The sequence below is a fragment of the Pseudomonas sp. YuFO8 genome (genome assembly GCF_035065025.1).
Lineage (GTDB): Bacteria > Pseudomonadota > Gammaproteobacteria > Pseudomonadales > Pseudomonadaceae > Aquipseudomonas > Aquipseudomonas putida_AE.
This window is the reverse complement of sequence record NZ_JAXDEQ010000005.1, coordinates 113,008-125,374: the sequence shown is the minus strand read 5'-3', so window position 1 is coordinate 125,374 and position 12,367 is coordinate 113,008. Positions and strand designations below refer to the sequence as shown.

Sequence of the window (12,367 nt, the reverse complement as noted above, 5' to 3'; positions counted from 1 at the left end):
TCCATGGACACTCGAAAAGACGGCAAGACCCCCGACCTCTCGGCAAAAGAACAGCACGAAGTCGAAAAAAACCAGCCGCCACGCGCGGCGGTTCTGCACGAAATCATCCGCACCCAGGGCAATCAGGAGCTGGAACGCAGCGTTGCCGCCCTGTGGTGGTCGGCGCTGGCCGCAGGCCTGACCATGGGCCTGTCGCTGATGGGCATGGGCTTGCTCAATTCCCGGCTACCGGACGGCGAAGGATTCAAGGTCATCGCCAGTTTCGGCTACTGCGCCGGTTTCCTCGCGGTGATCCTCGCCCGCCAGCAACTGTTCACCGAAAACACCCTGACCGCCGTGCTGCCGATCATGAGCAAACCCACGCTCGGCAACTTCGGCCGGTTGTTGCGGCTGTGGTCGGTGGTGCTGGTGGGCAACCTCTGCGGCACCTTGCTGGTAGCCTACGTCATGCTGGAGCTGCCGATTTTCGACAGCAAGACCGACGTGGCCTTCCTCGACATCGGCCGCAAGGTCATGGAAAACGACGTCGACCAGATGTTCGCCAAGGGCATCATCTCGGGCTGGATGATCGCCACCATGGTCTGGATGATTCCGTCCATGGAGAGCGCCAAGATGTGGATCATCATCCTCATCACCTACCTCATGGCGCTGGGGGATTTCACCCACATCGTGGTCGGTTCGCTGGAGGTCGGTTATCTGGTGTTTGCCGGCGAGCTGCCGTGGAAGGATTTCTGGCTGGTGTTCGCCGGGCCGACGCTGGTGGGCAACATCGTGGGAGGCAGCTTCATCTTCGCCTTGATCAGCCATGCGCAGATTCGCAGCGAGAGTGGGCCGCCAAAAGAACCAGCGGATCAGGCTGGAAAACCCGATCCGCAGGAGATCAGGAAATGATCAGCCCGGCACATTCACCGCAGCGCCAGCGCGCCGTTGCAGGTAGATGAAATACAGCGCGGCCAGCACGGTCAGGCCACTGACCGCTGCACCGGTCCACGGCAGGTCCGCGAGGTCGGCACCGCTGGCGACCACCAGCCCGCCTATCCAGGCACCTGCCGCGTTGCCGAGGTTGAATGCGCTCTGGTTGAGCGTTGAGCCCAGATTGGGCGCTTCATGGGCCTGGTCGATGATCAGCAGTTGCAGGATCGGGCACAGGGCGAAGGCAAAAATGCCCCACAGCACCAGGGTGATCGCGGCCGGAATCAGCGAGTGGCTGGTCTGGCTGAACGCGGCCAATACCACCACCACGGCCAGCGCCATGCCGACCAGTGAAGGCAGCAGGCGGCTGTCGGCCAATCGTCCGCCGAGCATGCTGCCCGCCGTCAGACCCACGCCGAACAGCAACAGCATGATGGTCACGCCATGGGGGCTGACGCCGGTGATGTCCTGCAGGATCGGCGCGATGTAGGTGAATACGCTGAACAAACTGGTCGAGGCCAGCACGCTCATGCCCAACGCCAGCAGCACGTTGGCCTTGCCCAGCACTTTGAACTCGCTGGCCAGGTTGGCTTTGTCCATCGCGATGTGCTTTGGCAACCAGACCCATTGCGCAATGGCCGCGATCACACCGATCACCGATACCGCCCAGAACGTCGAACGCCAGCCGGCGTACTGCCCAAGCGCGGTGCCCAGTGGCACCCCAAGCACGTTGGCCAGGGTCAGGCCGGTGAACATCATGGCAATGGCCTGGGCCCGTTTGTTCGGCGCCACCAGGCCGGCGGCGACCACCGAGCCGATACCGAAGAACGCGCCATGACACAGCGCGGTGATCACCCGCGCGGCCATCAGCGTGGCGTAATTGGGGGCCATGGCGCAGAGCATGTTGCCGAGGATGAACATCAGCGTCATGCCCAGCAGTGTCGCCTTGCGCGGCATGTTGGCGGTGCCGACCGCGAGGATCGGTGCGCCGAACACCACGCCCAGGGCGTAGCCGGTGATCAGCAGTCCGGCGTCGGGAATGCTCACCGCGAGGTCGCGGGCAACATCGGGCAACAAGCCCATGATGACGAATTCAGTGGTGCCGATGCCGAACGCGGCAACAGCAAGGGCAAGCAAGGCGAGTGGCATGCGCAAGGTCTCTGTCGGTAGTCTTGACGCTTTGATCAGGCATACGCATGCCAAGGACCGGTCTCGATGAGAGCGGTCGGAGGCATTTTTATTGGAATTAGGTGTGCGCAACTGAGTGCGGCGTGGTCGGTTGCAGTATAAACAGCTGCTGACATATGGCGAATCAGTTCTTGTAGGAGCCGGCTTGCTGGCGATGGCGTCCCTGAAATCGCCATCGCCAGCAAGCCGGCTCCTACAAGGGGGCGATCCACAAGAAAAGGAGTAGGCCGTGCTTGCGACGGCGTTGGTGTTGGTGGCGGCGCTGCTGCATGCGGCGTGGAATACCCTGATCAAATTCAGTGCCGAGCGTTTGCTGGTGGTGGCCTGCATGGACAGCGTGGCGTTGCTATTCGTCGCGCTGATGCTGCCGTTCGTGCAGCTGCCGCCGCTGGAAATCTGGCCATGGATTCTTGCCTCGGCTGCGTTCGAGTTGCTCTACCGCTATTTGCTGATCCAGGCCTATCGGGTCGGCGACCTCGGGTTGGTCTATCCGTTGATGCGCGGTTTATCGCCGCTGGTGGTGTTGGCGCTGACGCTGATTTTTGCCGGGGAGGTGCTGACTAACCAGCAGATTTTCGGAATCCTGCTGATCCCGCTCGGCATGCTTTGCCTGCTCTGGCAGGGGGGAGGCGGTGCACGCTTGCCGTGGTCGATGCTGCCGGTGGTGGCGCTGATCGGCTTGTGCATCGGTTGCTACACCTTCATCGACGGCCAGGCGCTGCGGCGCTGGTCGCATCCTCTGGATTACCTGGTCTGGGTGACGTTGCTCAGTGCCTGGCCGTTTCCATTGCTGGCCTGGGTACGCAAACGGCCGGCGTTCAAGTTGTTTTGGCGCGAGCAGTGGCGCCTGGGTCTGGCGGTCGGATTCTGCGTGTTGTTCAGCTACGCTCTGGTGCTGTGGGCCATGCAGCTGGGCTCGATTGCCGAAGCGGCTGCCTTGCGCGAGATCAGTGTGATTCTGGTGGTGCTGTTCGGCATGCGTTACCTGAAAGAACCTTTCGGCGGCCCAAGGCTCTTAGCCTGTGGGCTGGTGTTGGTCGGCATGCTGGTGATGAAATTCTGACTGTTCTGAAACGTGAAGAAGGGACTGCTTTATGACGGTTGCTCTGTGGTGCATTTTGATCGCGATTTTTCTGCCTTATGTCTGTACAGGCATCGCCAAGGCCAGTGGCGGGTTTCGTCTGAGTGACAACCATGATCCCCGTGACTTTCTCGAGTCGCTCAATGGTTTGGCCAGGCGCGCGCATGCGGCGCAACTGAACAGCTTCGAAGTGACCCCGGCGTTCGCGGCGGCAGTGATCGTGGCGCATCTGGTGGGCAATGCGGAGCTGGTGACGATCAATGTGCTGTCGGTGTTGTTCATCACCAGTCGGCTGCTGTACATCATTTTCTATCTGGCCGACTTGGCGATTTTGCGGTCGTTGGCGTGGTTTGTGGGGATGGGGTTGATTGCTGCGTTTTTCGTTGTGTCGGTCTGAATTTTCACCGCCATAAAGGGCCTCTTCGCGAGCAAGCCCGCTCCCACACTGGATAACCTTCAACACAAAGTCTGTGTCCACTGAAGATCCGATGTCGGAGCGGGCTTGCTCGCGAAGGCGATTGACCAGGCAGCGCAAATCTCAGGGATTTGGTTTAGCCGCATCCGCCACCTGCGGCACTTGTGGCAGCGCCGCGCCTTTGGGCCAAAGCATCCAGATCTGTCCTTGCTGCTTCATGTCTCCCGCCAGTTGCCCGGCCGCCTCGCCGGTGCCCCAGAACAGATCCGCACGAACCTCGCCGGCAATCGCGCCGCCGGTGTCCTGGGCCGCCACCGGGCGTACCAGGGCAGTGCCGTCCGGTTTGGTGGTGGACAACCACAACAGGCTGCCCAGCGGAATCACCTTGCGATCCACCGCTGCGCTGTAACCGGCCGTCAATGGCACGTTCAGCGAACCGCGCGGCCCTTCGTTGCTATCCGGGTTACGAGTGAAAAACACATAGCTCGGGTTGCTGCCGAGCAGTTCCGGAATGCGCGAAGGATTGGCCTTGGCCCAGTTGCTGATGGCGCCCATGGTCACGTCTTCTTTTTTCAGCTCGCCTTGCTCCACCAGCCAGCGCCCGATGGGCCGGTACGGGTGGCCATTCTGGTCGGCGTAGGCGATGCGCAGTTGCCGGCCGCTGTCGAGCTGGATACGGCCTGAACCCTGGATCTGCAGGAATTGCAGGTTCATCGGGTCGGTCAACCAGGCCACCACTGGCGCCTTGACTCCTTTGCTCTCGATGGTTGCGGCATCGTCGTACGGCTTGAGCACGCGGCCCTCAAGTCGACCGCGCAGGCGTTTGCCTTTGAGTTCCGGGTAGATGCTGTCCAGCGAGACGATGATCATGTCTTCGGGCACGCCGTACACCGGGATGTTCGCCGTTGTGGTCTGGGTAAGGCTGCCCGGGTAGACCGGTTCGTAGTAGCCAGTGATCAGGCCGTTGGGGTTGTCGTTGGCGGCGCGCAGGCCGTAGACATCCAGGTTCTGCTTGAGGAAGCCGCGAATGTCATTGGCGCTCTGCGGCACGTTGGCCGCCGCTGCGCAGGTGCCGCCCCAGACCGGGTCGGCCTTGAGTCGGGTGCAGGCGCTGCGCCAGGAACCGAAACCGGCGACGAGGTCGCTGTCGGAGACTGCCGGCAATGCTTCCCAGGTGGCACTCGAGTAGGTGGCCAGGGCGTGGGTCTTCGGTTGTTTGTCTTCACCGCCGGTGCAGCCTGCGAGCACGGCTACGATCGGAAGCGTCCAGGCCAGGGGGTGACACCAGGCCTTGAAACGGCTGTTCATTGGATAATTCCTTTGCCGGTTGCCTGAGTGTCGAGTGCGCTCATGCAACCCGTATTGATAATAGGGGTATTGGTGTTTACCGGTGACGCGAGGATACTGGCCGACGTTTTCCGCGACCTGAAGCCACCATGACTCTTAAAAGACTTTCTGTTGTATTGCTGGCCTGCCTCACGCTGTCCGCTTGTGGCGGCGTCGACCCCAATTCGCCCCTCGGCCAGCGCAAGGCCATTTTCAAACAGATGCTCAAGACCGGTGAAGACCTGGGCGGGATGCTGCGTGGCCGTATTGCATTCGATGGCCCCAGATTCGCTGAGGGCGCGGTGAAACTCGATGCGCTGTCCCATGAGCCGTGGAAACATTTTCCGCAGGTGCGTGAAGAAGATCACACCAGCGCCAAGAGTGATGTCTGGGAGAAGCAGGCACGCTTTGAGCAGATGGCTCGCAGCCTGGAAACTGCCACCGGCGAACTGGTGATCGCCAGTCAGGTTCAACCCTACAAGGCCAGTAACCTGGGGCCGGCGGTACAGAAGGTCGAAGATGCCTGCAGTGCGTGCCATAAGGAGTTTCGGGATCATTGACCTTTAGGAGGGCTTGAGGCCGCCAAGAGGATCGCTGGCAAGCCAGCTCCTACCTGTCCAGTTCGTCCACCGCTTCCTGCAATTCCTTGCGGGACTCGGCGAGTTTGTCCTTGCGCTTGTTGATCTTCTCGGCGTCGCCTTGTTTCATGGCTTTGTCGAGGTCGGCCTGGCGCTTGCTGACTTCGTGCTTGGCGTCCAGCACCTTGTTTTCCCGTTCTTTCTTCAGCGAGGCATCGGTGCAATTGGCGCTGATTTCGCTCAAAGCCTTCTCCAGACCGGCCTGCTGGTCGGTATTGCCGCGGGATTTGGCCAATTCGATCTGATTGATGATGCCTTGTTTCTTGGCCGCGCAACCGGTCAGGCCCGGGGCGTCTTCGACAGCCATCAGGGGCGTGGCCATTACGCTGCAAAGGGTCAAAAGGACCAGCGGTGGAAGAAATTTCATAAAAGCTCCAGGTGAAAAGGCATTCGTGTCGATGCAGCGATGGCATGTTTGAGCCCATCGGGACTATTGGGTTCCCGGGCGCACGGACGTCACCGGGTCAAGACTAAAAACCGTCCATGCCGGCCCGGCGCAGCGTTTCACTCAGGGCCAGGACCTGCGGATCGCGGAAAAATGCGCTCAACTGTGTCGCGCGTCCTGGTCCGATGTCGGGCTGGGCCTGCCATTGCTCGATGTCTCGTTGCGCCAGCTCATGCCATGAATCGCCGAGGTACGCCCGGCCGGTCGGAGGCATGCCCAGGGCCTTGAGCCAGCGGGCGAACGGGCGTTGCCGGGCACTCTCGAAACTGGTGGCCAACCGGGCAGCGCTGCGCTCGCCGAAACCGTCAATGTTAGCAAGCTCTTGAGCATCGAGGGTCAACCAATCCAACAGGCTGTTCAGGCGACCTGTTTCAAGAAGTTTTTCCCAAGTGCCGGGGCCGACATGGGGCAGGGCCAGTCCGTGCTTGCCGCTGAGCCAGGTCAGGCGCGCGAGGAACTGGCTTTCGCATCCCGGGGTTGGCTGCCAACAGCTCAAGGGATGGAAGTCGGCTGCCAGCGGCACGTTCATTTCCACGCGTTCGGTACTGCGCAGCACCACGCCATCGAGCCTGGGAATGGTCAGCCCGGCGAGGCTGATGGCCACCTGGTCGCCCGGTCGAATATCCAGGGTTTGCCAACGTTGCAGGGAGCTGACGCTGACGCGCTTGATCTGCTGGTCATCGAGGGTTACCGGGGTCAACTCCAGCACGGGGGTGATCCGCCCCGTGCGGCCAATCTGGAAGTGAACCTTGCGCACCTCGGCCAGTGTCTGGGCGAAGGGATACTTCCAGGCAGCGATCCAGTACGGCGCCTTTGCCTGCCAGCGATTGGCAGGTGGGCGCTGCGCCTGGCGCAGGACAATCCCGTCGCTGGCGAACGGCAGGGGCGAGCGATACCAGTGATCACGCCAGCGTTCGACATCGTCCACTGAAGTGATGGCCTGGGTGTACTGCGCGGTACCGGCGAAACCCAGTTTTTCCAGCTCCGCGATACGGGCCGGCAAGTTCGTCGGGCCGTGGGGCCATTCCCAGGCAAACAGGCCGATCCCCTCGGCCTGCCCGACGCTCAACGTCTTGCGCGCCATCAAGCCGGCTACTGTGCCGCGGGCGTTGAGGCTGCCGTCGGTGGCTTGCACGTGGTCCGTCAGGCGCCAGTAGAGCTCACCTTGCACCACCAGGTCCCGTGGCTCTGACAGGCGTTGCGGAATGTCGGCGATCTGGCGCGCCGACGCGGTCCAGTCCTGGCCCTGCACACCGTCGCCGCGACTGATCGCCTGTGCCAGCAGGCCTTGGCGGTACACCAGCGTCACCGCCACGCCGTCGACCTTGGGCTGCGCCCAGACATCCGCGCGATCACGCAGCCAGTGTTCGACGGCGCGACCGTCACGCAGTTTTTCCAGGCCGGTATGAGGCACCGGGTGGACCAGCGGTCCGGTCGCGGTGCGCAATGGATCGGTGGCCACACCGAGGCTGAAGCATTGGCGCCATTCGGCCAGGCGTGTCAGGGACTGATCGTAAAGTTCGTCGGCGATCAACGAACGACCTTCACGGTGATAGCTGTCATCCCAACGCTCGATCTGTTTTTGCAGCGCGGCGATTTCCTGCGCGGCACGTGCGGGGGGCCAGGCGGGGCATTCGTCAGCAGTAGTGTCCAGGCAAACGAAAGTCAGGAGTAAAGCGGTCAGCAGGCGGGGCAGCATCGTGAGCGTCCTTGCTCGATGGAGGTGCCTGAAGGTTAGTCAGCAGTGGGCGGGTGGTAATGCGGGATTGTTTCCAGGCATGAAAAAACCCCGCACGGCGAACCGTGCGGGGTTTCGGGTACCACCCGGAAGACTTACAGGCCGGCTGCGGTGCGCAGGTGCTCGGCGCGGTCGGTTTTTTCCCAGGTGAAGGTGGTGAAGGTGTCTTCGCCAACCGTCTTGGTTGCCGGGGTGCGACCGAAGTGGCCGTACGCTGCGGTTTCCTGGTACATCGGGTGCAGCAGGTCGAGCATGGTGGTGATTGCGTAAGGACGCAGGTCGAACACTTCGCGGACCAGTTTGACGATCTTGTCATCGCTGATCTTGCCAGTGCCGAAGGTGTTCAGCGAGATCGAGGTCGGCTGGGCGACACCGATGGCGTAGGACACCTGGATTTCGCAACGCTCGGCCAGGCCGGCAGCGACGATGTTCTTGGCCACGTAACGACCGGCATAGGCGGCCGAGCGGTCAACCTTGGATGGATCCTTGCCGGAGAACGCGCCACCGCCGTGGCGGGCCATGCCGCCGTAGCTGTCGACGATGATCTTGCGGCCGGTCAGGCCGCAGTCGCCCACCGGGCCACCGATGATGAACTGGCCGGTCGGGTTGATGTGGAACTGCGTGTCTTTGCTCAGCAGTTCGGCAGGCAGGACGTGCTTGACGATCAGCTCCATCACGCCTTCGCGCAGGTCTTTGTACGACACGTCCGGGTTGTGCTGGGTCGACAGCACAACGGCGTCGATACCCACGACCTTGCCGCCTTCGTAACGGCAGGTGACCTGGGACTTGGCGTCCGGACGCAGCCACGGCAGCAGGCCGGACTTGCGGGCTTCGGCTTGCCTTTGTACAAGCTGGTGCGAGAACGTGATCGGGGCTGGCATCAGCACGTCGGTTTCGTTGCTGGCGTAGCCGAACATCAGGCCCTGGTCGCCAGCGCCCTGATCTTCGGGCTTGGCGCGGTCGACACCCTGGTTGATGTCAGGGGACTGCTTGCCGATGATGTTCATCACGCCGCAGGTCGCGCCGTCGAAGCCGACGTCGGAGCTGGTGTAGCCGATGTCGGTGATGACGTCACGAACGATCTGCTCCAGGTCAACCCAGGCCGAGGTGGTGACTTCGCCGGCGATGATCGCCACGCCGGTTTTCACCAGAGTCTCGCACGCCACGCGGGCGAACTTGTCTTCAGCGATGATGGCGTCCAGCACCGCATCAGAAATCTGGTCGGCGATTTTGTCCGGATGCCCTTCAGACACGGACTCGGAGGTGAAAAGGGAGTATTCGCTCATCTCGATGTTTTCCTGAAATTACCGATGGTGAGTGTCGCCAGCCGACCGCTGAAAATGGCGGACCTGGATCTGGAAACCATTACGTAAGCCTACATAGAGGCTTTCTCCGGGGACGAGTCCCGCAGCGGTGGCCCAACGGGCCAGATCGTCCTGTTCAAACCCCAGCCAGAGATCACCGCAGGCCTCCTTGGCCCAACTCTGGTTGTGGCTGCATAAATCTGTCACCAGCAGGCTGCCGCCTGGTTGCAGCAAATTGGCCATGTGCTTGAGCGCATCGGCCGGCGCGGCAAAGTGATGCAGCACCATGTTCAGTACCACGCAATCGGCCTTGAGGCTGACGCCGTTCAAGGCATCGGCCAGTTGCAGGCTAACGTTAGTCAGCGAATCGCGTTCGCACACCTGGCGCGCCAGTTCGAGCATGGCCTGGCTATTGTCCAGTGCCGTGACCTGGGTGAAACGACGTGCCAGTTCCGGCAGGAAGGCGCCGTCGCCGGGGCCGACTTCGATTGCCGTGGCCGCGCTGCCAAAGCTCAGTTTGTCGAGCAGGGCCACCACGCTTTCGCGGTACTGCGCCAGGCCGGCGATCAGGTCTTGCTGGGCGCGAAATTTCTCGGCGACCCGTGAGAAAAAGTCCTGGCTGGCCGCCTCGCGTTGCTTGTGCACTTGAGTGATGCGCATCTGCACGTCGGCAGGCAAGGTCAGGTTGTCCACTTCTTCGAGCAGGGCCGCATGCAGCTTGCCCCCCGGCAACTCGGTGTGGGGCAGGGCGCGACGGTAGAAAATCGCATTGCCTTCACGGCGGGTGGCGACCAGGTCAGCCTGGGCCAGCACCTTGAGGTGATGACTCATGCCCGATTGGCCGATGCCGAAGATCTGCGCCAGTTCCAGTACGCCGAACGAATCGTTGGTCAGCGCGCGCAAGACATTCAGGCGCAGGGGATCACCGCCGGCCTTGCACAAGGCCGCCAGCTCATCACAATCGTCCTGGCGAATGGAGGGCGCGCGTAAATTCATAGGCCGGCAGTCTAGTCACGCACCGGAAGCACCGCAAGATCAATATCAAAAAGTTTTGATATTGATCGATAGATGGCACTTCTCACGAACTGGTTAACTCTACAAGGCAACAGCGGAAAGGTTTCACCCGCCTAATCCGTCAACAAGCATGGGAAAAACGCCTTCAGATGACTTTCTGTCATTGCCCCAAGGTGTCCCGGTGAGGGAAAATGCTCGCCTTTTTCCGATTCGTTTATATCAAACCCCAGGAGATCAGCGATGCCTAGCCGTCGTGAGCGTGCCAACGCCATTCGTGCCCTCAGCATGGATGCCGTGCAAAAAGCCAACAGCGGCCATCCCGGTGCCCCCATGGGTATGGCGGATATCGCCGAGGTGCTTTGGCGCGACTACCTCAAGCACAACCCGAGCAATCCATCGTTCGCCGACCGTGACCGCTTCGTGCTGTCCAACGGTCACGGCTCGATGCTGATCTACTCGCTGCTGCACCTGACCGGCTACGACCTGTCGATCGATGACCTGAAACAGTTCCGCCAGCTGCACAGCCGTACCCCGGGCCACCCGGAGTTGGGCTACACCCCAGGCGTCGAGACCACCACCGGTCCACTGGGTCAGGGCCTGGCCAATGCCGTGGGCTTTGCCCTGGCTGAAAAAGTCATGGCGGCGCAGTTCAACCGTCCTGGCCACAACATCGTCGACCACCACACCTACGTATTCCTGGGTGATGGCTGCATGATGGAAGGCATCTCCCACGAAGTCAGCTCCCTGGCCGGTACCCTGGGCCTGGGCAAACTGATCGCCTTCTACGATGACAACGGCATCTCCATCGACGGCGAAGTCGAAGGCTGGTTCACCGATGACACGCCAAAGCGCTTCGAATCCTACAACTGGCAAGTGATCCGCAACGTCGACGGTCATGACCCGGAAGAGATCAAGACGGCGATCGAGACCGCGCGCAAGAGCTCGCAGCCGACCCTGATCTGCTGCAAGACCACCATCGGCTTCGGTTCGCCGAACAAGCAAGGCAAGGAAGACTGCCACGGCGCCCCGCTGGGTGACGCGGAAATCGCCCTGACCCGTGCAGCGCTGAAGTGGAACCACGGCCCGTTCGAAGTGCCGGCCGACATCTATGCCGAGTGGGATGCCAAGGAAGCTGGCCGCGCGGTCGAAGCCGAGTGGGACCAGCGTTTCGCGGCCTACTCCGCCGCGTTCCCGACCGAAGCCAACGAGCTGATCCGTCGTCTGAGCGGCGAGCTGCCGGCTGACTTCTCGGAAAAAGCCGCTGCCTACATCGCCGAAGTGGCCGCCAAGGGCGAAACCATCGCCAGCCGTAAAGCCAGCCAGAACGCCCTGAACGCGTTCGGTCCGCTGCTGCCAGAGTTCCTCGGCGGTTCGGCTGACCTGGCCGGTTCCAACCTGACCCTGTGGAAAGGCTGCAAAGGTGTCACCGCCGATGACGCCAGCGGCAACTACATGTACTACGGCGTGCGCGAGTTCGGCATGACCGCAATCATGAACGGCGTGGCCCTGCACGGCGGCCTGGTGCCTTACGGCGCGACCTTCCTGATGTTCATGGAATACGCGCGCAACGCGGTACGCATGTCGGCCCTGATGAAGCAGCGCGTGATCCACGTCTACACCCACGACTCCATCGGTCTTGGCGAAGACGGCCCGACTCACCAGCCAATCGAGCAACTGGCCAGCCTGCGCTGCACGCCGAACCTCGACACCTGGCGTCCGGCCGATGCCGTTGAATCGGCGGTGTGCTGGAAGTATGCGCTGGAGCGTAAAGATGGTCCTTCGGCCCTGATCTTTTCGCGTCAGAACCTGCAGCACCAAACCCGTGATGCCGGCCAGATTGCCGACATCAGCCGCGGTGGCTATGTGCTCAAGGACTGCGCAGGCGAGCCTGAGCTGATCCTGATCGCTACCGGTTCCGAAGTGGGTCTGGCCGTTCAGGCCTTCGACAAACTGACCGAACAGGGCCGCAAGGTGCGTGTGGTTTCCATGCCGTGCACCAGCGTGTTCGATGCCCAGGACGCCGGCTACAAGCAATCGGTCCTGCCGTTGCAGGTCAGCGCCCGTATCGCCATCGAGGCGTCCATCGCCGACTACTGGTACAAGTACGTCGGCCTGGAAGGTCGCGTGATCGGCATGACCACCTACGGCGAGTCGGCGCCTGCGCCTGCCTTGTTCGAAGAGTTCGGCTTCACCCTGGAAAACATCCTGGGTCAGGCTGAAGAGCTGCTGGAAGACTAAGCAAAACGCGGCGGTTTCAAGACCGCCGCCGTCCCCCCCTGTAGGAGCGAGCTTGCTCGCGATGGTCG

The 12,367-nt window shown here is 61.8% G+C and carries 11 protein-coding genes; 5 read left to right on the top strand and 6 right to left on the bottom strand.

Features of this window, described 5'->3' with window-relative positions:
• The first annotated feature begins 3 nt into the window (after nt 1-3).
• Nucleotides 4-891: a formate/nitrite transporter family protein gene (locus tag SOP95_RS06665; RefSeq protein ID WP_274075616.1), complete on the top strand. Its 888-nt coding sequence runs from the start codon at nt 4-6 to the stop codon at nt 889-891.
• Here the strand turns inward: SOP95_RS06665 and SOP95_RS06660 are convergent, their stop codons facing one another.
• Nucleotides 892-2,061, bottom strand: coding sequence for an MFS transporter (locus SOP95_RS06660; RefSeq protein ID WP_274075615.1), 1,170 nt, complete (start codon nt 2,059-2,061; stop codon nt 892-894).
• Nucleotides 2,062-2,329: 268 nt separating this feature from the next.
• Between SOP95_RS06660 and SOP95_RS06655 the strand changes: the two genes are divergently transcribed.
• Nucleotides 2,330-3,163 (top strand): EamA family transporter, encoded by an 834-nt coding sequence (locus SOP95_RS06655; protein ID WP_274075614.1) that lies wholly within the window; start codon nt 2,330-2,332, stop codon nt 3,161-3,163.
• Between the two features lie 31 nt (nt 3,164-3,194).
• Complete coding sequence (locus SOP95_RS06650) at nt 3,195-3,578, top strand: MAPEG family protein (protein ID WP_274075613.1); 384 nt, start codon at nt 3,195-3,197, stop codon at nt 3,576-3,578.
• 141 nt (nt 3,579-3,719) lie between these two features.
• Here the strand turns inward: SOP95_RS06650 and mltA are convergent, their stop codons facing one another.
• Nucleotides 3,720-4,904 carry a murein transglycosylase A gene (gene mltA, locus SOP95_RS06645; RefSeq protein WP_274075612.1) on the bottom strand — a complete coding sequence of 395 codons (1,185 nt, stop codon included), beginning with the start codon at nt 4,902-4,904 and terminating at the stop codon, nt 3,720-3,722.
• 128 nt (nt 4,905-5,032) lie between these two features.
• Here mltA and SOP95_RS06640 point away from each other — a divergent pair, with 128 nt between their 5' ends.
• Nucleotides 5,033-5,482 carry a c-type cytochrome gene (locus SOP95_RS06640; protein ID WP_274075611.1) on the top strand — a complete coding sequence of 150 codons (450 nt, stop codon included), beginning with the start codon at nt 5,033-5,035 and terminating at the stop codon, nt 5,480-5,482.
• 49 nt (nt 5,483-5,531) lie between these two features.
• On the opposite strand, the gene SOP95_RS06635 is transcribed toward SOP95_RS06640, so the two are convergent.
• The 4 genes from SOP95_RS06635 to SOP95_RS06620 form a co-directional block, all read right to left on the bottom strand.
• Nucleotides 5,532-5,927 (bottom strand): DUF1090 domain-containing protein, encoded by a 396-nt coding sequence (locus SOP95_RS06635; protein WP_274075610.1) that lies wholly within the window; start codon nt 5,925-5,927, stop codon nt 5,532-5,534.
• 103 nt (nt 5,928-6,030) lie between these two features.
• A complete protein-coding gene (gene ligB / locus SOP95_RS06630; protein ID WP_323606597.1) occupies nt 6,031-7,704 on the bottom strand; it encodes an NAD-dependent DNA ligase LigB in 1,674 nt (557 codons plus the stop codon).
• 134 nt (nt 7,705-7,838) lie between these two features.
• Nucleotides 7,839-9,029 carry a methionine adenosyltransferase gene (gene metK / locus SOP95_RS06625; protein ID WP_274075608.1) on the bottom strand — a complete coding sequence of 397 codons (1,191 nt, stop codon included), beginning with the start codon at nt 9,027-9,029 and terminating at the stop codon, nt 7,839-7,841.
• A gap of 18 nt (nt 9,030-9,047) precedes the next feature.
• The gene (locus SOP95_RS06620) at nt 9,048-10,043 is read right to left on the bottom strand and encodes an ArsR/SmtB family transcription factor (RefSeq protein ID WP_274075607.1); all 996 of its coding nucleotides are present in this window, start codon (nt 10,041-10,043) and stop codon (nt 9,048-9,050) included.
• 258 nt (nt 10,044-10,301) lie between these two features.
• On the opposite strand from SOP95_RS06620, the gene tkt reads away from it, so the two are divergent.
• The gene (gene tkt, locus SOP95_RS06615) at nt 10,302-12,299 is read left to right on the top strand and encodes a transketolase (protein ID WP_323606596.1); all 1,998 of its coding nucleotides are present in this window, start codon (nt 10,302-10,304) and stop codon (nt 12,297-12,299) included.
• The last annotated feature ends 68 nt before the right edge of the window (nt 12,300-12,367 follow it).

Bases quoted from the DNA above. Each gene is read 5' to 3' on its own strand.
- SOP95_RS06665 (WP_274075616.1), top strand. From the start codon at position 4: ATGGACACTCGAAAAGACGGCAAGACCCCCGACCTCTCGGCAAAAGAA.
- SOP95_RS06660 (WP_274075615.1), bottom strand. From the start codon at position 2,061: ATGCCACTCGCCTTGCTTGCCCTTGCTGTTGCCGCGTTCGGCATCGGC.
- SOP95_RS06650 (WP_274075613.1), top strand. From the start codon at position 3,195: ATGACGGTTGCTCTGTGGTGCATTTTGATCGCGATTTTTCTGCCTTAT.
- mltA (WP_274075612.1), bottom strand. From the start codon at position 4,904: ATGAACAGCCGTTTCAAGGCCTGGTGTCACCCCCTGGCCTGGACGCTT.
- SOP95_RS06640 (WP_274075611.1), top strand. From the start codon at position 5,033: ATGACTCTTAAAAGACTTTCTGTTGTATTGCTGGCCTGCCTCACGCTG.
- SOP95_RS06635 (WP_274075610.1), bottom strand. From the start codon at position 5,927: ATGAAATTTCTTCCACCGCTGGTCCTTTTGACCCTTTGCAGCGTAATG.
- ligB (WP_323606597.1), bottom strand. From the start codon at position 7,704: ATGCTGCCCCGCCTGCTGACCGCTTTACTCCTGACTTTCGTTTGCCTG.
- metK (WP_274075608.1), bottom strand. From the start codon at position 9,029: ATGAGCGAATACTCCCTTTTCACCTCCGAGTCCGTGTCTGAAGGGCAT.
- SOP95_RS06620 (WP_274075607.1), bottom strand. From the start codon at position 10,043: ATGAATTTACGCGCGCCCTCCATTCGCCAGGACGATTGTGATGAGCTG.
- tkt (WP_323606596.1), top strand. From the start codon at position 10,302: ATGCCTAGCCGTCGTGAGCGTGCCAACGCCATTCGTGCCCTCAGCATG.